We start from the raw sequence: 22,484 nt of genomic DNA on the forward strand, positions 1-22,484 counted from the left end.
CCGCTGGTGTACGAAAGCCGGTCAGGCGGCGACGGAGGCAGCGGTTTCACGCATCCGGGTGAGCATGTCGAAGACCAGCGCGGCGGCGTCGATGTTCACCGCGCGGCCGCGGCGGGCGCGTTCTGCGGCGGTCTGGGCGATGTCTGCCCAGGCGCGGCCGGCAGCCGGGTCGGGGGCGAGGCGGGCGATCACCGAGGGTTCGGCGGCATGGGCCGGGCGGGGCGGCGGCGTGCTGGTGACACCGGCGCGTGCGAGCCGGGCGAGGGCGAGGTCCGTGAGGCCGAGAAGGAGATCGAGTTCGGCCTCCCGGCCGCGGGTGGCGACACGGTCGGCGAGTGCCAGCGCGCGGGGGCGGTCGAGGTCGGGCAGGGTGGAGAGCACCTCCATCAGCGCGCCGTAAAGCTCCAGGCCGCCGAGATTGGACAGACGGATTGCGGCGCCGACCGAACCGGCGGACAGCTCGGTCAGGGCGTCGGCCTCTTCGGGGCCGGCGGCCGCACCGGCGGCGGCGAGCGCCTCGGCCATCGCTTCGGGCCCCAGCGGGGAGAGGCGCAGCTCCCGGCAGCGCGAGCGGATCGTCGGCAGAAGCCGTGCCGGGCGGTGGCAGACGAGCAGCAGGACGGTGTTCGCCGGCGGCTCCTCCAGCAGTTTCAGCAGTGCGTTGGCGGCACTGACGTTCAGATCGTCGACCGCGTCGACGAGGATCACCCGGCGGCCGCCATCGGCGGAGGACAGCGCCATGCGGCGTTTGAGGTCGCGCACCTCCTGCACCCGGATCTCTGCCGCAAGGCGGTCGCCCTTGTCGTTGGCGCCGCGTCGCAGAACGAAGAGCGACGGCTCGGACAGCGCCATGGTGCGCCGCATCACCGGGTGGTCGGCACCGATATCGAGCGTGTCGGGCGCGGGCGGAGCGCCGAGGAGTCCGCTGCCGTCATCGACCGGCGTTGCGATCAGGAAGCGTGCGATACGCCAGGCAAGCGTCGCCTTTCCCACGCCCTCGGGCCCGGTCAGCAGCCAGCCGTGATGCAGCCGTCCGCCCGAGAAGGCCGACAGGAACGCGCGTTCGGCCACGCCCTGGCCGACGAGGCGCGGCGTCTCGCGCGGGTGGTGGGCACCCTCCACGCGGTCGGGTTCAGGCAGATCCTCCGCGCTCATGCGGGGCCCAGGAACGCTTCGGCCATGCGCAGCACGTCAGTGTGGACCTCGTCCTCCTCGCGGTTGCCGGCGATGACGCGGAAGCGGCGGGCGCGGTGGGCGAGGTTGAGAAATCCGGCACGCAAAGTGGCCTGCAATTCGATCCCGAAATTCTCGAACCGCGCCTCGGAGCCGACGCGCTTGGTTGCCCGTGCGAGGGCGATGTTGGGGTTGATGTCGATCAGGAAGGTCAGGTCCGGTTCGATCCCGATCATCAGCGCGTGCAGGGCGTCGACCTTGGCGCGCAGGTCGCCGCGGGTGATGCCCTGGTAGGCGCGTGTGGAATCGACGAAGCGGTCGCACACGACGACCTTGCCGGCGTCGAGCGCCGGCTGGATCGTACGTTCCACGTGGTCGCGGCGCGCCGCGGTGAACATCAGAAGCTCCGTCTCCGCCGACCAGCGATCCGGGTCGCCGTGCAGCAGGAGCGAGCGGATCTCCTCCGCCCCCGGGCTGCCGCCGGGTTCGCGGGTTAGCAGGACGTCGTGCCCCGCCTGCCGGAGCGCCTCGGCCAGAAGCCTTGCCTGGGTGGATTTGCCGCTGCCGTCGATCCCTTCGAAGCTGAGGAACGCCCCGTATCGCTTTTCACTCATTACATCACGTCCTGCGGAGATTGCCCGAATCTTCGCAGGAGTACCTCGGCGACCGTCATCACCCGGTTAACGAAACCGGCGCCCTGAACCGCGCTCTCGGCCACCAGCGGGACCCGGTGTTCGGGCAGCCCCTCGGGCCGCACGATGAGTTCGGCGAGCTGCTGACCCTGCCGGATGGGTGCGGTGAGCGGGCCGGTATAGACCACTTCGGCCTGCAGGGGGGCGCCGGTGAGAACTGGCACGAGCAGCGTCAGGTCCTCGTCCGCGACAAGCCCGACGGTGTCCTCGTCGCCCATCCACACATTGGCGGTGGCAACGCGGTTGCCGGCCTCCGTGATCGTCTTCTCGGCGAACTGGCGGAAGGCCCAGTTGACAATGGCCTCGCTCTCCTCGGCGCGTCCGCGGTTGGTCTCGAGCCCCGTCAGCGCGAAGATCACCCGCCGGTCGCCCTGCTTTGCCGACCCCACGAGGCCGTAGCCGGCGGCCTGTGTATGCCCGGTCTTGAGCCCGTCTGCGCCGATTCCGAGCCCCAGCAGCGGGTTGCGGTTGTTGACGTTCGCGGGCGCGCGGCCGTCGAAGGCGAAGGTCTGTTCGGCGAACATCGGGTAGAAGTCCGGAAAATCCTCGATGATGTGGCTGGCGAGGAGCGCGAGATCGCGCATCGACATCACGTGCCCGTCGGCCGGCCAGCCGTTGGAGTTCTTGAAGACCGAGCTCGTCAGGCCCATCTGCTGGCCGCGCCGGGTCATCAGTTCGGCAAAGCCGCGTTCGGTGCCGTCGGGCGACAGCGCCTCGGCGATGACCGCGCAGGCGTCGTTGCCCGACAGCACGACGATGCCGCGCAGGAGGTCCTCCACCGCGACGCGGTCGGTGGTGTCGAGGAACATGGTCGAGCCGCCGTAGCTGGCCGCGTGCGACGAGACCGGGAGGCGTTCGTCGAGCGACAGGCGCCCTTCCTCGACCGCTTCGAACGCCATGTAGAGCGTCATCAGCTTGGACATCGACGCTGGCGGCAGCGGCTCGTCGGCGTTTTTTGCCAGGAGCACCGTGCCGGTCTTCTGGTCGAGCACGAAGGCCGCACGGGCGGAGGTGTCGAAGGCCTGCGCGGCCCCGGTCAGAACGAGGATCGCGGCGAGCGCGGCGGCGAGGGATCTGAGAATCGGCATGGCTCCTCCTTCGGGCGTCGCCGTGTGTTGTAACGCAGGCGGGCGCGGACCGGGAGTCCGCGCCCGCCCGGGCAACCTGTCAATTCGGCGTGCGCGCCGCGCCGTCAGTCGGTGACGGCATAGGCGTCGGTGAAGCCCTGCGCCTTGATCTCGGTGAGCGCATCGGACCTTTCGGAGGCCGATTGCGCCGGGCCGACGATCACGCGCCAGAACGTCTTGCCGCTGGAGCTCTGCTTCTTGACCGCGGGCAGGAGGCCGGCCTGGCGCATCGCCTCGGCGGTGTTGCGGGCGTTCTGCTCCACGCTGAAGATGCCGATCTGCAGGTAGGGCTTGTCGAGCGGCGAGGCTTGCGGCGCCGGGCGCGCCGGGGCGGCGGCGGTCTCGACCGGGGCGGGGGCCGGGGCCGCGGCGCTGTCCTCGGGGGCCGCAGGCGTCTCGGGGGCGAGCGCGGCCCCGGCGCCGGAGGTCACGGGATCGAGCGCGCCGCTCTCCACGTCCGAGGCGGCGGAGAGGTCGGCGGTGTCAACTGTGGCGGCGGCCGCCGCGTCCGGGTCCGTCGCCTCCTCACGGCGCAGGGCGACGACGTCGAGCTCGGCCGGCTGGCCGGCGAGCATCTCCAGCGCCGCTGCGGCGTCGGAGGAGACCTGCAGGACCGGGCCGGGCGTCTCGCGTTCCCGCTTGAAGAGCGCGCCGATGACGAACTGGCCGTTCTGCTGGTTGCGGATGATGACGCGCTCGGGCTCGGTCACCTCGGGATGCGCGACCCAGACGCCGCCGAGCGAAGGGCGCCCGTCCCAGAGCCCGCGCTCGGTGGCCTGGAAGATCTCGGGCGCCTCGATGTCGCGCTCCACGGTGCCGCCGCCGCGCACGCCGCCGGCGTTGCGCGTGGCCTCTTCGCCCGCCGTGTCCGATTTCAGGAATCCGGGCATCGACGCGCTGTCGCAGCCCGCAAGTGTCATGGCCGCGAAAAGCATCGCTCCGCCGGTCAGGTACCGTAGCCGGAAATGGTCATACATGTGACGTGCTCGCCCTTGCCTGTCTCTCGTGCCGCCGATCCGCTGCCCGGTGCCGGTTGTCCGGTCTTGAGTGCCGGGCGCGGGCGCACGCCTGCCTCCGGACGCGCGCATGCCCGGAGCCTACCCGCTCGCGCGGCTCATGGAAAGCCCGTGGCGCAGGGGCGGCCCATTTTCCCGGCCCCGGCGTCACAGGCGCGTGCCGCCGCAGGTGTCGGCAGATATTGCGGGACGCGGTTGCGGAAGCTAGGAGAGGGACCTGCCGGGGAAGTGGCCGAGCGGTCGAAGGCAGCAGTCTTGAAAACTGCCGGGCGTGAAAGCGTCCCGTGGGTTCGAATCCCACCTTCCCCGCCAGAGGCTCGGCAATATCGATGGCTTGGAGTGGCGGTTGGACGTAGACTGGGCCCCGGCCGAGTTGGCCGCGCCGAGTGCGGCTTGACGCGAGATTTGCAAAGGGCGCATGCGCCCGATCTGTCCCGTTCGCCGGGGCCCGGCGATCGGCCGCTCCGCCAGCCGGCATCGATACGTGAGCCGGCGCAGCGCACCGCGGCCTTTTCGCCGATATCGAAGGCTTCTACAATTCATGTCGCCCGCATTTCGCTACGGGCAAGCGATCACCGGGTAAAAGGGATCGCATGGCGGCCTGACCCCGTCCGCGTTATCGGGGCAGGATCAGGTGTTGCACGATTATGCGAGGGGCCGTTTTGCAGTGCCGCTCCGTGTGAGGATTGGCTTGGCTCGACTTGGGCGTTCCTCCAAGGACGGGAACGCTCTGCACGCACCCGCGCGGGTGCGGGCGCCCGGCTCAGGCTGACAACAGCGACGTGAACCAGAGCAAGAGGGTCGAGACCAGGATGGTTTCAGCCAAATACATTGCCCGGCGGGACCGCCGCTTTCTTTCGATTTCGAAGTCGATTTCGTCCTGGTTCATTTTTCGCAACCTTCTGATTGCACAAGAAACTGTTTACTCGTTGGACGTCGGGTCACCTGAACTTGGCCGATCCCCTTGGCGTCTCAATCATGTTAACTAAACATGTTTTGTGCCGGCGGTGTGGTCGGAATGGGTCGATCACGGGATTGAGTTGCCACAATCAAGCCAGACGCGAATCTCTCTTGCGGACACGATTCCCTTAAGGAGAATCCCGCAGCACAAAAAATGGGCAGCCTCGGCTAAAGATTGAATCTAATCTGATGCGGATCTTGCGCAGATTGCGCGGCTTTCGCGAAGCGAATCAACCGCGCTAGATCACTGCGGAGAGACGGATGCTCAGCGCATCGCCTCCGACAGCGCGCGGCGCGATGCCGGTGTCGCCATCTGGTTGTGCAGTCGCTGAAACTCCGCCCGCGCGGCCGTGCGCTGGCCGGAATTGAGGTAGGCGTATCCGCGCAGAAGCGCGAGGTCGCGGCGCACGACGCCGGTGACGCGCTCCAGTTCGTTGAAATAGGCGATGGCACGGCGGTAGTCGCGGCGCTCGTAGGCCGCCACGCCGCGCTTGTCGAGGATCTGACCCTCGATCTCCAGCCGCTGGGCGTCGGTGAAATGGGTCCTGGCCGCGACGGCAGCGGCCTCGTCGACCATGTTCAGCCGCAACATGGCAAGGGCCATGCCGTAGGCGGAGTCCCGGCGGTTCTCGGCTGTCGGGGCTCGCTGCGCCGCGGCGCGGAAATCCGTCAGCGCCTCCATCGTCCGGTTCGCGTTCAGGGCGCACCAGCCGCGCTGGGACAGGACCGCGCCATGCGACGAATTCGCCGTCAGGGCGAGGCAGCGGCTCCAGTCGGCGCGATCCGCGGCCTGCCGTGCCTGCGACAACACGCCGGGTGAGCCGCCTTGGGGCGCGCTGCTCCGTGCCGGCGGACTCGCGGTACGGGGCCGCGACAGCGCCGCGGGCCGCGCGGCGGGCCGCAGGCTGGTGGTGGGAGAGGTCGCGGTCGGAACCTCCTCCACCTCGATCGAAGTGAGCGGGGCGGACGCGCTGCCGTTCCCGCTGCTTGCCGCACCCGGGTCCGGCGCGCCTCCGGTGGCCTCGATGCCGGCGCGCAGGCGGGTCTGCACCGCGGTCAGGCGTTCTGCGGCGCCAGGGGCCTGCTGCCGTGCCGCGTCGGACAGTTCCGCCAATTGCGCAACGCTGGCGACCGCCGCCGCCTTCTCGAGCGTGGCGACGAGGATGTCGGCATCCGTGCAGCTTCTGATCGTGCTGCGGTAAACCTCGAGCGCGGCGCTGTTCTCATCGAGAGACTGGTATTGTTCGGCCAGGAGCCACGCGTTGTTCACACGCTCGCAGCGCAGAAGCCCGGGATTGCTGCGGGCGATCCGGACCGCGGTGCTCGGGTCGGATCCTTCCACGGCCTCTGTGAAGCGGGCCTGCGCCTCGGCGATGGTCAGCGCTTGCAGAAGCTGCGCCGAGGGCGACCAGTCCGGGTAGCTCTGGGTGGTCTGGCCGATGGTCTCGCGGGCGCTGTCAAAATCGCCCGCGGCGATCTGGTCGTAGATCCGGTCGATCGTGTCGGACGGGACGTCGCGCTGCAGATTGGTCAGGTCGTCTGGCACCGTCCAGTCGGGGTAGCGCAACTGAAGGCGGCGGATCTCGGACCGGATCGCCTGTTCGTTGTCCTCCTCGATGTAGAAGCGGAGCGCTTCGAGATCCGCCTCGCTCGGCGTCTGTGCCTGGACCGGCGCGCCGGCGGCGAGCAACAGTCCGGCGATTGCCGCTACGGTCAGGGCGGGGCGGAAGCGTGTCAGAGCGGTATGCACATCGGTGATCCCTTGGCCTGGGCGATCATGGAAAAGACCTGCAACGTCGCGGAGTAATATGGAGCGTCCGGCGCGAAGGGCGGCATCTCCGAGCCGATCCGGTTTTGCGCTGCGCATCTGCTCAGCGCCGCGATCGAGCGATAGCCGGCCTCAGCGCTGGTCGACAGGATCTCTCCGGACCCGCGCTCTATGACCGTGGCCGCCACGCCCTCGGGCGCCTGCGCCTGGGCTTCGGCATAGCGTTGCACCGCCGGATGATCGGCGAGGCCGGACCATATCAGGAACAGCGGCAGCCGCATCGCCTCGTAGCCGGAATCGAAGGAAAAACCCTCTGCCGGGCGCAATTCGCCACCGGCGACCTCGACCCAGTCGGGCACGACGCCGTCCGCCGCGAGCCTCCGCGCGATCTCGACACCGTGGCGCGCAGCCTCGGCGAGAATGGGAAGGTCGAATTCCGTCGCAAGTTCGGTCATGGCCAGGGGCATGGAATAGCACGGGTTGAAGATCATCCCGGCCTCCGTCGTGAAGCCCTGCGCGGCCGGCAGCAGCAGCGGCTCGCCGCTCTGTGTCGTGAAAATGCAGGTCCGCGCCAGATCGTACGCGATTTCGCCGGCCGCCTCTCGAAAGGAGCCTTCGCCGAACTTGCGCGCCCCCAGAAGCAGCGCCCAGGCGTGAAAAAGGTCGCCGTCGCTGGCATTGTTGAGATCGGGCACGTGGCCGGGCGTGTCTGGCAGCCACCGCCATGCCATGAGCGTGTCCGAACGGATGGAAAGGTTGACGCTGGTCCAGGCGTGCAGCCGTTCGAAGGCGCGGCGGTCGCCCATCAGGGCGGCCAGCAGCATGCCGTAGCCCTGACCCTCGGAATGGCTCGCGTTCTGCTGTGGCTCGTCGACGACGCGCCCCGTCGCTTCCATGTTGGCGTCGCGCCAGGCGATCCAGACGTCCTGCATGTTCGCCTCCGGACCGGAGGCTTGCGCCCGAGCCTTCCCGACGCCGAGGGTGGCAAGACACAAGGACGCCGCAGCGCATGAAAGGAGATCACGGCGGTGCATCATCTTCTCCGATCCCGTCTGCTCAGCAGCACGATCCCCATTCCGACCAGCGCAGAAAAGAGCGCTAGGGTAAACAGGGGTAAAATATAGCGTCCCGGTGTGATGGTTACGTAATTCCCGACAACGGCGCGGGCATTTGCGAAAGTCAACGGTTCGTGCAGGCCCAGCGGCCGGCTGGATGCGTGCCAGCTGCTCCATCCCGTTTCCATTGAAAACAGCGATACCTGCCCGGTCGGTCCCTCGAACCGCTCGTGCGAGGCCGCCAGGGATGCGACGACCTGCTTGGGGTCGAAGCCCGGCCGCACGATCAGCCACAGAGCGCCAGGGTCCTGCGTCCGCATGTCCGGCTGGATCAGCATCGCTTCCGCGGCGCGGCCGTCGAGCCAGGCGCCGAGTTCCGACTCCGGTCCGCGCCAGATCGACAGGAACCAGTCGCGGATCTCTCCGGGCAGGCGGGCGGCACGATCGACGTCGTAGAATATGTGCCACCATCGATCCGCGTTCACGCCTTCCCAGGCGTCCACCTGTTCGGTCTGTGCGACGACGTTGGTGAGTAACACTTCCTGTAGACGCGAGCCGTTCCCCTGCACGATATCCCCGGACATGGACGAGATGTCGGAGGGGATGCCGACGGTCAGGCGCGGCGGGCGCGTTGCCGCTGCCTCGGGGTCCGTGCGGGGGCTCGCGTAGACCGCCGCGAGTTGCGGCAGGATGCCGAGCGAAAGCGAGGCCTGGGCGGCTTCGCTCATGCCGATCCCTTCGGGCCTGATGTCCTCCAGTACACGGCGAATGTCCGGCACCGACATCGCGGGTGACCGGGGCACGACAAGCTCGGTCGTGGAGTCGACCCGGAAGATCGGTGCATCGCGGGGCACGCAGGCCTCGTCGGGCGGATCGCCGGGCACCAGCGCCTCGAAGCTGAGCTGGTTGATCCCCGGATGCAGCAGGTTGGCGGCGAAGGGCACCCGCAGGGTATCGAGATCGCGGCCCGCCGCCTCGGCCTCGTCGAGCGGCAAGAGTCGGATCGTCGTGCCGTTGACCTTCACCAGAAGTAGGGCGCCGTCCGGCAGGTCCGTGTCGTATTGGTAGTCGAGCCGCAGCTCGGCACGCTGGGACGCCATGAGCAGCCAGTTGCGCGGCAACCTGAAGGGCACCGCTTCGTTGACGTAGCGGCCCCGCCCCTCGATGTCCGCGATCCCTAGATCCGAGAGCGCGCGCGGACCGCCCGGCTCGATCAGCGGCGGCCAGTTTCCTGTCTCTCCGGCGGGGAGGGCTTCGAGCAGGAGGGCGCCGGTTTCGTCGTACCGCCCGCTATTGGCCAGAAGGACGATCGCGCCGTCACCGCCGCGGCGGAACTGCGGCAGGTCCGCCGCCATCTCCCCGGAGGGCACCACCGTGACACGCGCGAGCTGCGGCGGGCCCTCGTTGATGGTGTAGTATTCCTCGAACATGATTTCCGGCGGCAAGCCGCCGAATATGTCGCCGACCCGCGCGATGACCGGTGCGGCCTCGGCGATCGGAAAGCTCGCGCCGGAGGTCCGGATCGTCACCGGACGCGAACGGCCAAGCTCGGCCCCGGCGGCCGCGAGAAAGCTCAGCGGGTCGGTGCCGAGCGCGTCGGGCATGACCTCGACCCCGCTTTCGGCCAGTACGATGTCGGTCCAGACGCTGAAGGCGGCATCCGGTCCGCAGAAGACCCGATGCACGTGCCGGACGTCGAGCGTGACGACATTGCGGCCCGCGCGCAGCACGCCGTCGGGAACCGGCAGCACGTCGGAATGCGGTGCGTCGAAATTGTTGGGCCCGACCGTTCCGATCGGCGTGCCGTTGACCGACACGCGGATTTCCGAGCGCTCCGGCAACACGTCGATCGCGCTCTGAGCGGTCAGGGTGAAGCTCGCGCCGGTCGGGGCTTCGGGCAGAAGAAGGCTGAATTCGGCGGTCCTGAACTGGCCCTGGATCCTGTATTCGCCGGGATCTGTGCCAAGTTGCGCCCGCGTCGGCCTGAGCGGCAGCAGGATCGGTTCGGGCTCGGTTTCCGCCTGCGGGTTCGCCTGCGTCGACCGGCCGCGCGGCTCGAACGGTTCCGGCGTGCGCCACTGTCCCGGATCCTGCTGCTCGGCTTCCGGCAACCCCGGCAGGTTGTCGAGTTGGATCTGCTGGGCGGTGGCCGGGCGCGGGGCCGCCTGTGCCATCAGCGCCACCGCCAGGAGGAAGGATGCGCAGCGTGATCTCATCTGCTCAGTCCTCGATCTCGAGATATTCGGACCGCGCCGGCCGCGTCTTTTCCGGCTCGGGCGGCTTGGGCTCCTCCTGCTCCCGCGTGGCCTGCGCGAAGGCGTCTTCGGGGATCGTCAGGTCCGCTGCCAACTGCCTCCGCCGGCGTGCCGGCTCGCGCAGGAAATCCAGCGCGGACATGGGAATCGAGACCAGGCTCTTGCCGAGGATGTAGGCTAGGCCGGCAAGGAGGGTGCTGCCCTGGGACCGGACCTTGCGGAAGAAATGCCAGCGCGAGCTATCGCCGTATACGATGGTGGCGGCAAGCCGGCTGGCGGGCACCATGTGTTCGGAGGCGACCGTGACGCCCAGGCTGATGCCATCGACGCCGGTGCGGATGTCCTCGATCACCACGGGCAGGGGCTGCTCCAGTTCCGGCGTCTTCGGCAGGATCGGCGTCAGCGACGCGGCCTTGCCCTCCCAGCCGGAATTCTGCCAGTCACGTCCGTCGGCGCCGCGCAGTTCGCTGTCGAGTTGCAGTTGCACCGCGTTTGCCGTGGCGGCGATGATCGTCACGTCGAAGGCGGTGGCGCCATCCTCCACCGCAAGCCGCGCCGGCGCCGAGACCGCGGTGCGAGGTTTGACCAGCCGCCAGGGCCGCTCGAACACCGCCCTGAGCGCGAAAGCCGCGAGAAGGAAGTTGTAGACGTTCCAGGCGCCCACGATCTGCACGACCGCGCGGTCCCCCGGAAATGCGATCCAGCGGATCACACCGGCGATCACGCCGGCCAGCAGGAGCCCGGTCAGAACCACCAGCGGGAGGTATATCGGCGACAGGAACGCATGGTCGAGCTCGTCATCCTTGGCGGTGACCTTGAACGTGGCCGCCCTGGGGCGCATCACCGTCCCGATTACGGCCCTCAGGATATAGGGCGTCTGAGCGATCTCGTAGACTTCCGAGATCTGCGGCCACCGCACGTTCGAAAAGAGCGCGTTCTGCACCATGAACCCGATGAGCAGGTAGGGCAGGATGTAGGCCAGCACCTCTTCGGAGGTCACGACGAAGATCTCGAGGCCGAAAAAGAGATAGAGCAGGGGGCTCGCCAGGAAGATCGTCCGGACGACGGGGAAGAGCCAGAAACTCATCGAGTTGAGATAGCAGACACGCTGCGTGAGAGAGAGGCCGCGCCGGAAGATCGGGTTCTTCAGGATCAGCATCTGTATCATGCCGGTGGCCCAGCGGCCGCGCTGCTGGATGAAGGACGCGAAGGTTTCGGGTTGCAGACCGGCGACCATCGCGTGTTCGAGATACATGCTCTCCCAGCCGCGCGAATGGATCTCGAGCGCGGTCTCGGCATCCTCGGTGATGGTCTCCCCGGCGATGCCGCCGACCTCGTCGAGGGCCCGCCGCCGCAGGATTGCCGCCGAGCCGCAGAAGAACGCGCCGCCCAGACGGTCGAGGCCGCGGTGGATCTCCGAATAGAACATCTCGTTCTCGGAGGGGCAGACCTCGGGCAGGGCGAGGTTACGCTCGATCGGATCGCGGTTGGTGAAGAAGTGCGGCGTCTGCACGAGGAACAGACGCGGGTTCTCCGAGAAATACCCGACTGTCCGCGTCAGGATGTCCCGCGTGGGCACGTGGTCAGCATCGAGGATCAGCACCAGCTCGCCGTCGATGTGCTGCAGCGCCGCGTTCAGGTTGCCGGCCTTGGCGCTCTCGTTTCGCGCGCGCGTCGTGTAGATCACGCCCAGCTCTTCGCACAGCGCCTGCAGCCGCGCGCGCCGCTCGCGCGAGGCCTGTGCGATCGCGGGATCGGAATGCGCGCAGCGCTGATCGGTGCCGCCGTCGTCGCACAGCACGAGCCGTTTCTTTTCCTCGGGATAGGTGACGTTCTTGGCCGCGGCGAGCGTGACGGCAAGCAGCTCGTCGCTTTCGTTGTAGGACGGCACCAGAATGTCGACGCTGGGCACGTCGCTCAGCTTGAGACGCGGCGGCGGCGGATGGTCGACCGGATCGGCGGTGATCAGGGCGGTCAGGAAGAACAGCCCGACGGTGAAGGTCTCTGCTGCAAACAGCAGAATCGCCGGGGCGAGCGAGAGCGGATCGTCGAGCGAGGGCAGCGTATCGACCAGCCGCCAGATCCAGTAGCGCAGTACGAAGACGCTCGCCACGGCCAGCACGACGAAGCGCATCGGCAGGCTGGCGCGTACGAACGGTTTCAGCGTGAAGAGAACCGCACAGGTGACGATCGCCAAGAGCGCCTGCACGGTCACCGATGTCGGCACCGACGCAAGAAACAGGATCGGCAGCATCAGTGCGACCCAGGCCAGAACGAGGATCCAGACCATGCCGCGGGACACCGGGCGGGGCGCGCTCATGGCAACGGTCCTGCCAGCGGAGACAGCATCTGTGGCGCGCCGTCCGGACCGCTGCCCGTGGCGGAATAACCGGAAATGTCGGGCCGTGCGGGCAGCAGGGCCTCTTCGGCCGTGCCGTTGATGCAGTTGCGCACCATCATGTCCATGACCGCGGCGCCGTGCGGCACCGTCCGGCTCGCCGCGTCGAGACGCCGGAAGGCGAGGATGCAGGTGAGCCCGGCCTGGTTCGTCCAGACCGCCCAGTTCATCATGCCGAGCGCGTCCTCCTCGGTACGGAAGGACAGGTCCTCGAACGGATCGAACGGGTAGGGCGTGCCGTCCGGCGGCAGCAAATCGAGGGGTCGGAACCGGCCGATAGTCGACAATTCTTCACCGCGCGTGCGCAGCACGATCACGTTCTCGCCGCGCAGGAAGGTGCGGTTCTGCAGCAGTATGCGCTGCTCGCGCACCGGCCCCAGTGCCTTTTCGAGAACGAGTTCGGTGCCCTCCGTCGCAACCCAGGCGTCGGCGGCAGATTGCTGCACATAGGATTCGCGGGCCAGGGCCGCGTCGAACTCGGTCGTGGTGAGAGGAAACGTGTCGCACGCGGCCAAGGCGCCGAGCGAGGACAGCGCCCAGACGAGCTGCTTCATGCCTTTCCTGCCCATTCCTTCCTTTTCGCCTGAACAATGCAGCGCGAGGGTCCTTCATTCCGTGACTTCGTCGGGGACCGCCGAAGGTTCGGAATCACCATAATCGAATATTTCGCGCATGGATGGGGGAGGCGGATCAAAACCCTCATCGCGTTGCATTTTTGCTTTCGCGCGGCACGCCTGCCGCTCCGGCGCGCTGACGGTCACGCTTGCCGGAGGAGGCCGGCTTCCGGACGATGCCCGGGTCGACCCGGATCGTCAGGGCGCCGCGCGGTTTCAGCGCGTGAATACGGGCCGGGCAGATCTTGGTCCGCAGTTCGGCGGTGCAGATCTGCTCATGCAGCTTCAGGTCCGACGCCCGAGACGCGACAGGCCTCCTGGAGTCGATTGACAGGACATGCGTAACCGACCCTTGCGCAAGCGGGTTTTCGGAGCAAACTGGCGAGTTGGCGGATGCCGACATGTAGTGGGTCTCCTGGTGCGGCCACGGGTGTGCCGCGGGGCCGCATGGTGTTCGCGGGTCCGACTTGAATCAAGGCCGCGTCCTCGGTGGCACTCCGTTGCGCTCTAGTTTTCCGACCGTCGCGCCAAGCGGTTCTCCGTCCTCCTGCGCTCCGAGGCCCTTGCGGCCGCTGGCAGGTCGTACGCCGCCCCGGCCGGAGCCCGCAGAACTCTACGCTCTTCATCCAGGCCCAGGCTATGCGGCGAGGTGGAAGGCGTGCGGACACGGGCAAGCAAGGCCGTCCAAGCCGCAAATCTGTGGGAGCGAATTGACCGAGACTCTTCAACCGCCATGCCTTTTGGTGCCGTTTCAAGGGCTTGAGGCTCTCGAGGCGAGGACTGCGCGGAAGCGGAATCTCGCCTTGTAAATCCCATGCTTGGCGGGCTATACGCATCGGCGGAGACGTGGCCGAGTGGTCGAAGGCGCTCCCCTGCTAAGGCAGCAGAAACTCCGGGTAAGCCGCTGATTTCCAGCGCCTTTTTTGCTCCCTGAATTCGGGATTCCCAAATCCTGCCCATCATGGCCGGAAGTCCCAGCCGTGGGCAAGGAGCCGCTCGCCCAGATCATCCGGAGCTTCCTTGCGATAGTGCATCGCCATCTGCGCATCCGACCATCCGCCCCGGTCGACCAAAAGAGCGAGATCGCCGACCTGCGCGCTGAACCATGTCGCCCACGTGTGGCGCAATGTGTAGAAAACGATCTCCTTGGACGCGCGCAGACCGGCCGCAGCGCACAGCTTGTGGAACGGTTCAATGAGATGCGTGCCATGTTTTCCATCTGTGAGTATCGGTCGACCGGTCGGCGTCAGGAAAACGAGACCATCGACAGGCAGTGGATCCATGAGTTCGAGGGACCGATCGGGCACACGGACCCATCGCCGCCGATACTCGGTCTTGCCGGCTCCTTTCTGAACGCCTCGAACGAGGACCTGCTGCGTCGACCAGCTGCAATCCTCGGCCCGGATGACGTGCGTCTCGCCCGGCGCGGCTCCGGTGCCGAGTTCGAAGGCGATCAGTTTCAGAAGGCGCCGTTCCGGGTCCCGCAGGCCGGCCGTCTCGGGTTTTTGGGCCACCCGGATCAGATTCTCGGCCTCCTCCAGGGTGAGCGTACGTTCGCGCCGCGAGGGTTCCCATTGCCGCGGTCGCTGGCCGAGAGCAAAGTTGATCACCGCGTTCGCCGGCGCCAGCACCTGCCGTTGCGCAGTCCTGTCAGTTTTCCAAGTCGGCCGTTTCAGATCGACCATGGCCTGGTCCAACATGAACGACGTGATCTCGTCGACACCGATAAACGGCCCAAAATAGTCTGTGAGCTCCTCCACTTCCTTCTCGTGCTTGCCAAAGCGATCGACATAGAGCTTGCCCGCCTCCTGGAAGGTAGGATAAGGTGAAAGCTCACGCGCCCATGCTGCTTCGTGCACGCCTTTGGCGACCTCGATGGCTATTTCAGCCGCCTCGAAATCGCAGACCCCCGTGGACCGGCGATACCTCTGGCCTTCGACATAGAAGTCATAGCAGTACGACCGGCCGTTCCAGAACGGGTACCAGCACGCCGTTCCTTTGAGTTTTCCCATTTCAGTAACTCCATTAACGCTTCAATGTGCTGCCGATAGAAACGGACATTCCCGCGGTGAACTGCCTCGATATCGCGAGAGCGGCGATACGCTTTCCTGAGATCGAAGAGCGTTCTGACCTTTATCCCGAGTACTTGTGCGGCCTCTTCCCGCGTCAGAGGCGCTTCCTTCCATTCCGCCCCGCCAGAATTGCGGCAACGACCGCAATGTGGACAGTGTTCAATCTCAGAGTTCGCAGTCATGGTCTCAGTCGTTCTCTCACGGTGCTCCCCACATGCAGACGATGCAGGTCTTTGTTTTTATTGAACAAGGAAGGGCCGAGACGTCCCTGGCTGTAAAGGGGGCGAAGCAGAGAGGCGGGAATGTCACTGTGTCTGGACGGACAGAAAAACGCGACAGCGGGCCTCCGTAGGAAGGCCGGAAATAATCGCAAGGCTCACGGATATATGGTCGAAAATTTCCGCCCAAGGAGGACTCCAGACCCCATTTGCGCTCGTCCGAGAGACTGAACCGACCGCCAAGGGCGCTCAGGGTGTCGGGTTATCGCGGGAGACAGCAGATTTTCTGTGTTGCAGAAGTCGTCTTTTTCCGGGGGTGACCTATCGACGGGGCCGTTTTTTCCGAGCTTTCAAATAAGTAAGTCTCGTGACGTCCGGATTTCATCTCCCGGACAGAGAAATGGCACTCTGCGCCGTTACAGAGTTGTTCGCCCATCCGAATTCCACTCATTATGGCAGTGGCTTGCAGCGCAATGCGTCAATTTTCGACCAGATTGGTTGTCAAGTTTTTTCCGAGCGCCTCAGATGGCCGACTGGCCCCTTTAGGTTTTTCTGGTCACGATGTTGCCGGGCCAGCAGGTAGAGGTAAACGTCACGTCAGGCGGCAACGCACCCTGCTGTGAAGGCAACACCCGACGCCAGGCTGCGCGATTACCTTCCCCGGAGATTCTTCGCGTCAAAGCACGGAAAAAACTAAGAGATCTTCTTTGACAACCACCGGTTTGCAACCCTTAGAACTGCCAGTTTTGAATAGCCACGTGTATTATCTGAACATCGGCGCAGCGCCGAAATTTTTTCCGACTCAAGCATGGTCCGCAATATCGGCGACCTGTAACAAATCGTGATCTCGCAGGGTTGCCTATCTCAAATTTGACAGCGGACTGATATCCACGAACCCGAGGTCCATACCGAATCGGGCGCATCCCGCGACGGTCGAAAGCGGGTCTTCAGTTGGCCGTTTCGACGGCGGTTGCGTGTTTCAAGATGATGTCCTGAACCTCACCCGGCTTGAATGCGACATCCCAAGCCCAGCGTCCGAAACCGCCGGCTGCGTTGGTCGCCTTCACCCATTCATTCAGCGCGTCCCGCTTCGCCTTGTTCTGAGGGCTGTCGGTGCCCTTGATCTCGAGCGCGAGGATCGTGCCGCCAGCGAGGCGGACCAAGAAATCCGGAACGTATCGCCGCCTGGAGCCCGCCCACATGTAGTAGATCTGGAAATTGAGGTGATCGTTCTTGGCGTAGGCAAGAACGTCCTCACGCTTCTCGAAGATATTGGTCGCGTGGCCCTCCCAGGCAGAATCTCCCACCAGATGGCTGATGTGCGATTTGGACGTCGGGAAGCACGGCTTGGTCGTGTACCAGGTGCGCATCAACCCGGTTGCACCGATCGGGTTTTCCTCGTCGTACACCGGCGTCAGGCGCTCCGTGTTCTGCTCCGTCACGTTACTCAGCACATGCTGAACGACGAGGTCGATGTTGAGCGCGATCAGAATCCGCCGCCGAAGCGGGTCGGAGTGAAACAGCGACGGGATGTCGAGACGGTCCGAGTTGAGGAACGCCTCGACGATCCTCACCAGTTGCGCCGCCAGATACTCCTGGGTGCCGAAGAACCCATGGCTCAGCTCGGCAAACGCCTTCCGCGCGGCTTGGAATATAAGGCGCTGTAGGCGGAAGCCGTCCGGCAGCTTCTCGAGGTCGATCGCGGTGACCTTGCCGATGTCCGTCGCGCCGCCGAGCGCCGGGGCGAGTTCGGCGCTGATCGGTGTTCTGGCGGGATCGAGCACGAGCGGCTGGACCTTAATCCAATCGATGGCGAGCTCCGGTTTCACGACCGCCTCAACGCGCAGCACGTTCGGCCAGCGCAGCTCCAGATCCGCACGGTCCGGCACCACTTCGATCTGCGTTGTAGGCTTCGGCGGGGGCGGCGCCTCACCGCCTTCGCCGGTCTCCGAGATGGAGAGCGGCACACCGAAGACATTGACGTATTCGGGCAGGAACAGGCCGTTCTCGTCGGTGTCGTACGACACGCGGCGCAATCCACGCCCGACAACCTGTTCGCAGAGCAGCTGGGACGTGAAGGCGCGTAACCCCATGATGTGCGTCACATTCTTGGCGTCCCATCCCTCCGACAACATCGCCACCGATATGACGTTCTGGAGGTCCTGACCGGCGGCGCCCCTCTTCCCGACGTTGTCCACGATCTCGCGCAGCAGTTCCTCCTTCTTCAGGCCGACAAGCTGCTGGCGGCGGGTTTCGGGAAGGTCTGCCGCGTCGATGATCTCCTTCAGACGCGCATCATAGTCCTTGTCGGATGAGGAGGTCTCGCCGATCTCCGCCTTCTCGAGCACCTTCGAGTCGACGCGAAGCGTCCGGTCTGGCGCGTGCAGCTCGGGCCAGTGTGCATCGCCCTTGTTGAAGTAGTTCTCGATGCGGGCCGCGGTCTCAGTGCGGTTGCAGACCGTGAGCATGACGGGCGGTGAGTGATGCCCGGCCTCCCGCCAACGCGCCCGGGTTTCCCGCCAGTCGGCGCCAAGCAGCGTGTAGGCGTCCTGGACCAGCTTCGGCAGCGCCTCGTGGGGCTCGGCCTTGGCGCGATTCAGGTCTTCGGAGACGGATGGGTCGCGGTAGATGTGGTAGAGTTTCGACCGGAGCGTCTTGGCGTCCGGGACGGCATCGTCGCGGACCACGACCCGCGGCGTCTTCACCAGCCCTGCCTCGATCGCGTCGTTCAGACCGAAATCCGACATGATCCAGTCGAACAGCGCAATTTCTGTGCTTGTCTTGCCTGTCGGGGCGAAGGGCGTGGCCGACAGGTCGAAACAGCGCTGGATGCGCCGGGTCTTGTGAATGCGGTCAAGCCCCTCGATCCAGCGCGTCGCCTCGTCCAGGTCGATACCCTGCTCAGCGGCCGCCTTCTTGCTGATCTTCACCTCGGGCGGCTTCCGGTAGGCGTGGTGCGCCTCGTCGTTGATGACGATGATGTCCTTGTGCGCGGCCAGTTTGCCCAGCACCCGCCGCGTGAAGGCCTCGTCGGACTCGCGGCCCTTCTTGACGACCGAGCGTTCCTGCTCCTTCAGCGGCATCAGCGTGTGCCAGTTCTCGATCAGCACCTCGGCCTGGTTCAGCTTCTGGCGCAGGGCCTCGGATGGGCACAGGTTGAACTCGTCGTAATAGCTGCCCTCGCTGGGCAGCAGCACCTGCAGCCGTTCCCTCACGGTCAGTCCCGGCGCCACGATGAACACGGCGCGGCTGAAGTCCTTGTTTCGCTTGGGATAGGTCTGCGCGTTCAGCACCTGCCAGGTGATGATCATCGCCATCACCGTGGTCTTGCCCGTGCCCGTGGCCATCTTGTTGCACAAGCGCTCCCACGCGCCGCCATCGCCGGGGATCGCAATGCCCTGCTTGTAGGCCTCGGCGCCCTCGATCCACCAGATCAGTGTCTCGATGGCTTCGAGCTGGCAGAAGTAGAACGGGTGCTGCCGTGCTTCCTGGTCGTGCCAGTGCTCCAGCAGCTTGCGCGTGACGATGGTCACCCCCGGCCAGCCATCCGCGCGCCAGGCATCCACCCGATCCCGGATCGTGTTGACCAGGGCAAGATCATGCACCCGCTTGGTGTTGTTGCGGGCATCGAAGACCTCGTAGCTCGCCGGGCGCCGCTCCGGCTTGATCTCGAGCTTGCCGCCCGCACCGTCCACCCAATGCTGTTCGGGGCGCTCCCAGGGCTTGTTGATGATCAGCGACATCCGCTCAGTCCTCGAGCGGCATGATCTTGAGCGACTCGATCCCGCGGTCATCGACGATCTTGACCGCGATCCGACGGTTATCACCCGCCTCGAACGGCAGCGACGTCGTGCCGTGGAACTGCTCCAGCAGGTCCTCGTCCAGCTCTGCCCGGACCGTCTTGCGCAGGCGGTTCCAGCCGCCCTTGGCGTCCGCCATCGGAAAGAACACCTGGTGCGGCATCAGGGATCGCTGGTCGTAGTCGGTGTCCAGTTCCCACATCGCGATCTGCTTCTTGCCGCCGGAGATCAGATCGCCAGTCTTCGGGTCGAAATAGTCGAAGCCGCTCACCTCGACCTCCCAAAGCCCGTCCTCGCGCTTGCGCAACTCCACGTCCGGCTGCCCCATCAGCCAGAAGGACTGGTTCGAGGCGCGCTTCTTCTTCAGGTCCTCGGTCAACAGGTCGGTGTTCATCTGCGCCTTGAGCAGCGTCACGCCCGGCCAGTTCACCTCGTCGATGTCCTTCGCGGCCTCCGGGTCGAAGGTGAAGGCGCAGAACAGGATGAACTTGGGCGACGGGCGCAGGGTCTCGGCCTCGGTCAGGGCCAGTTCCACCTGCCGCTGCTCCAGCGCCGCGTGCTCGGGGCCGAAGCTGACGACGACGCGCTCGCCCGTCTCGGCCAGCGACCCGCTGGCGTGGATGTGCTTCAGCCCCGGCAAGGTCTCGAACTCGGCGAAGCGGAGCATGGCGCCGCCCTTTCCGCGCACGCCGGTCTTCAGCAGTTCGTCGCGCCACAGCGCCTGGCGGGAGGTCTCGCCGGAGCGGGCGACGGTCTCGTCGGCCTCCTGTGGCGGCATGCTCTCGTCCAGCGACAGGACCGTCGGCGCCGGCACCGCCTCGACCGAGAAGGGCCCGCAGATGCGCAGCTTGGATTTGTCGATGCGCGGCTTGTCGTAGAGCGTCTCCTGCTCGGCATGGTCGGCGATGGACTGGTCCATGCGGCGCTGCATCGCCTGCCGGGCGGCGTGGAAGGCGTCGAACGCGGCGCGGGCGGCGTCGGGCCAATCGTCTGGCCAATCGAAGGGCACCTCCCATTCGTGCAGGCTGTCGCCCTTTGCAAAGTCCACCGGCTTGCCCTTGCGCACGCCCTGCGCGGGCTTGAGCGGCTTCGGCGGATTGGCGGCCAGCGCGGCGTTCAGGTCGGCGAGCGCCGCCGCGATCTTCGGGTGGTCGTCGGCGTGGATCGTGTCGATGTCGGGGTTGTTGGCGATGCTCTTTAGCGTGATGTGCGGCACCGTCTCGTAGTCGAAGCCGCCACCCAGCCCCTCATGCGGATAGCGCAGGGCGTAGTAGTCGAAGCTGGCGGTCATCAGCCGCTGCTTGGCCAGCGTGATCGCCACGCGGGAAGTGTCGCAGGTGATCCAGCGCCGCCCCCATTTCTCGGCAACGAAGGCTGTGGTGCCGGAACCGCAGGTGGGATCGATCACCAGATCGCCGGGATCGGTGGTCATCAGGAGACAGCGTTCGATGGCTTTGGTATTCGTTTGAACGACGTACGTCTTTCTTTCGCCGAAGCCGCTTGAGCGTGTGTCGTCCCAGATATTGTTGCGGGGCTTGTAGCCGAAGTCCCCAAGATATCTCACGAACCCAAGTGTTTTGCCGCTTGCGGTTAGACGATTGGCTCTGTTGAGGCGCGTGAGTCCGTTCTGGTCAGTCCGAAACGTGCCTCCCGCAGGGGTAAATGTGCTCAGCTGAAACGGAAACTCTCGCAGGTCTTTTCCCTCAGCCGGTCTCTGATTGGTAATGGGATTGGCGCGAAACGGCTTCGACTCGGCAGGTAGCTCCTGCGCTCCGAATACTTCATCGTTGGATAGTCGTCGCCGATAGCCATTCGACAACTCGATCATCCGAAGGTTTTGGTCATCCTCAATCGACCTCGGCTCATAGGTGGGATTATATTTGGCTTTCCCCTTTTCCTTGGCATACCAGAGGGCGAAATCGTTTGTCGTATCGAGGCTTCCACCGCCTTTTCCGGTAGTTTTCCGGAAAATGATCTCTGAAATGAAGTTGTCCGAGCCAAAAATCTCGTCGAGTATCGCACGAACTCGGTGAACGTTCTCATCCGAAATCTGAACGAACACCGACCCGCTCTCGCTCAGCAGTTCCCGCGCCAGCATCAGCCGGTCGCGCAGATAGGTGAGGTATGAGTGGATGCCAAGTTCCCAGGTGTCCCGGAACGCCTTGATCATCTCGGGTTCTTGGGTGAGGTCGTCGTCCGAGCGGTCCTTCACGTCGCGCTTGTTCGTGAAGGGCTGGAAGTTCGACCCGTATTTGATGCCGTAGGGCGGGTCGATGTAGATCATCTGCACCTTGCCGCCCATGCTCTCCTTGGTCAGGAGCGAGTTCATCACCAGCAGGCTGTCGCCCGCCACCAGCCGGTTCGACCAGCCCTTTTCATGGTGGTAGAAATCCAGCGCCTGGCGCAGCGGCAGGTTCTCGAACGGCGCCGCGAACAGGTCCGGCTGCCGCCACTGCGTCGCCGCGTCCTCGCCCTTCAGCCGCTTCGCCGCATTGGCGAGGATCGTCGCCGGATCCACCCGCTCGTGAACATGGAGCGAGACGGTATCGACCTCGACACTCGTCCGCTCCGCCTTGCCCGTCCAGTTGAGATAAGGCGCCTGCAGCCGTTTCAGCTCCTGCAGCGCGTCCTTCATCCGCGCGGTATCGTCGCTGGCCAGCGCATCGTCGATCAGCTGCTCGATACCTGCGCGCGCAGAGTCGAAGTTCAGCACCGGGTCGAGATGCGGGTCGTAGGCCCAGGTCATTTTCTCGCCATCGGGATCGGTGCCGGCATGGACCATGCCCACCTCGGGGTTGTTCACCCGCGTCTCGCCATGGCGGTAGCTCAGCACCTGCGTTTGATCGTCCGCCTTCCGTGTAGCTTTCTTGCGCGACCGCGCCGATGCCGGCTTGGATTCGCGTTCCTCCGGCGCGGTTAGCTCCAAGTCTGCGACATCGGCCCGATAGATCGAACCACCGCGTCCGCGTCCCCGGGCCAGCATCCCGTCGTCGACCAGCTCATCTCGGGCAGCCGCATAGTCCTGGTCGCTGAGGCCCGGCACCCGTTCACGCAGAAGCGCCATCATCGCGCCGTTGCCGATGGAAGAGCCGTCTTCGGGTGTGAGCGAAAGGATCAGATCGGTCAGGCGGTCGGACATGTAGCTTTGAACTCGCAAAAGGGCTTGTTTTCATTACCCTATCGCGGGTCTTCGTGGTTTGCACGAGCAATTCAGGCGTCAGCTGCGCGCTTGCTCGGCGCACCCAGTAATCATGTCGGGGCAGGTGCGGACATTTTTCCTTCGCGCCCGAACAAAGTGGCCAACTTCCCTTTCGTAGGACCGACTTCCGGGTGCGT

Annotated in this window: 14 protein-coding genes and 1 tRNA gene; 1 reads left to right on the forward strand and 14 read right to left on the reverse strand. The window is 65.6% G+C overall.

Going from position 1 to position 22,484, the window contains the following annotated elements; all coding sequences use genetic code 11:
• Positions 1-21: 21 nt before the first annotated feature.
• The 4 genes from F3H57_RS07090 to F3H57_RS07105 form a co-directional block, all read right to left on the reverse strand.
• The gene (locus tag F3H57_RS07090) at positions 22-1,155 is read right to left on the reverse strand and encodes a DNA polymerase III subunit delta' (protein WP_149755190.1); all 1,134 of its coding nucleotides are present in this window, start codon (positions 1,153-1,155) and stop codon (positions 22-24) included.
• The gene (gene tmk / locus F3H57_RS07095; protein WP_149755191.1) at positions 1,152-1,787 is read right to left on the reverse strand and encodes a dTMP kinase; all 636 of its coding nucleotides are present in this window, start codon (positions 1,785-1,787) and stop codon (positions 1,152-1,154) included. Before tmk ends, F3H57_RS07090 begins: the two co-directional genes overlap by 4 nt.
• Positions 1,787-2,953 (reverse strand): D-alanyl-D-alanine carboxypeptidase family protein, encoded by a 1,167-nt coding sequence (locus F3H57_RS07100; protein ID WP_149755192.1) that lies wholly within the window; start codon positions 2,951-2,953, stop codon positions 1,787-1,789. The genes tmk and F3H57_RS07100 overlap by 1 nt, the downstream gene beginning before the upstream one ends.
• 104 nt (positions 2,954-3,057) lie before the next feature.
• Entirely contained in the window at positions 3,058-3,969 is a 912-nt protein-coding gene (locus F3H57_RS07105) for an SPOR domain-containing protein (RefSeq protein WP_223162996.1), read from the reverse strand.
• Positions 3,970-4,230: 261 nt separating this feature from the next.
• Between F3H57_RS07105 and F3H57_RS07110 the strand changes: the two genes are divergently transcribed.
• Positions 4,231-4,320, forward strand: a tRNA-Ser gene (locus tag F3H57_RS07110).
• A 451-nt stretch (positions 4,321-4,771) separates the two neighbouring features.
• Here F3H57_RS07110 and F3H57_RS22770 read toward each other — a convergent pair.
• The 10 genes from F3H57_RS22770 to F3H57_RS07155 all read right to left on the reverse strand — a co-directional run bounded on the left by F3H57_RS22770 (position 4,772) and on the right by F3H57_RS07155 (position 22,287).
• The gene (locus F3H57_RS22770) at positions 4,772-4,897 is read right to left on the reverse strand and encodes a hypothetical protein (protein WP_262504493.1); all 126 of its coding nucleotides are present in this window, start codon (positions 4,895-4,897) and stop codon (positions 4,772-4,774) included.
• 336 nt (positions 4,898-5,233) lie between these two features.
• Positions 5,234-6,718, reverse strand: a complete 1,485-nt coding sequence (locus tag F3H57_RS07115) for a hypothetical protein (protein ID WP_223162997.1) — start codon at positions 6,716-6,718, stop codon at positions 5,234-5,236.
• Positions 6,703-7,668 carry a glycosyl hydrolase family 8 gene (locus F3H57_RS07120; protein WP_394349823.1) on the reverse strand — a complete coding sequence of 322 codons (966 nt, stop codon included), beginning with the start codon at positions 7,666-7,668 and terminating at the stop codon, positions 6,703-6,705. Before F3H57_RS07120 ends, F3H57_RS07115 begins: the two co-directional genes overlap by 16 nt.
• A 101-nt stretch (positions 7,669-7,769) precedes the next feature.
• Positions 7,770-10,007, reverse strand: coding sequence for a cellulose biosynthesis cyclic di-GMP-binding regulatory protein BcsB (locus F3H57_RS07125; RefSeq protein WP_149755193.1), 2,238 nt, complete (start codon positions 10,005-10,007; stop codon positions 7,770-7,772).
• 4 nt (positions 10,008-10,011) lie between these two features.
• A complete protein-coding gene (gene bcsA / locus F3H57_RS07130; RefSeq protein ID WP_223162998.1) occupies positions 10,012-12,366 on the reverse strand; it encodes a UDP-forming cellulose synthase catalytic subunit in 2,355 nt (784 codons plus the stop codon).
• Positions 12,363-12,998, reverse strand: coding sequence for a hypothetical protein (locus F3H57_RS07135; RefSeq protein ID WP_149755194.1), 636 nt, complete (start codon positions 12,996-12,998; stop codon positions 12,363-12,365). The genes bcsA and F3H57_RS07135 overlap by 4 nt, the downstream gene beginning before the upstream one ends.
• Before the next feature lie 145 nt (positions 12,999-13,143).
• The gene (locus F3H57_RS07140; protein ID WP_149755195.1) at positions 13,144-13,461 is read right to left on the reverse strand and encodes a hypothetical protein; all 318 of its coding nucleotides are present in this window, start codon (positions 13,459-13,461) and stop codon (positions 13,144-13,146) included.
• Positions 13,462-14,017: 556 nt separating this feature from the next.
• Positions 14,018-15,070 (reverse strand): tyrosine-type recombinase/integrase, encoded by a 1,053-nt coding sequence (locus F3H57_RS07145; RefSeq protein WP_149755196.1) that lies wholly within the window; start codon positions 15,068-15,070, stop codon positions 14,018-14,020.
• A gap of 1,225 nt (positions 15,071-16,295) precedes the next feature.
• Positions 16,296-19,091 (reverse strand): BPTD_3080 family restriction endonuclease, encoded by a 2,796-nt coding sequence (locus tag F3H57_RS07150; RefSeq protein ID WP_149755197.1) that lies wholly within the window; start codon positions 19,089-19,091, stop codon positions 16,296-16,298.
• A 4-nt stretch (positions 19,092-19,095) separates the two neighbouring features.
• The gene (locus F3H57_RS07155; protein ID WP_149755198.1) at positions 19,096-22,287 is read right to left on the reverse strand and encodes a site-specific DNA-methyltransferase; all 3,192 of its coding nucleotides are present in this window, start codon (positions 22,285-22,287) and stop codon (positions 19,096-19,098) included.
• Positions 22,288-22,484: the final 197 nt, after the last annotated feature.

This window comes from Roseivivax sediminis, from assembly GCF_900112685.1.
Taxonomy (GTDB): Bacteria; Pseudomonadota; Alphaproteobacteria; order Rhodobacterales; family Rhodobacteraceae; genus Roseivivax; species Roseivivax sediminis.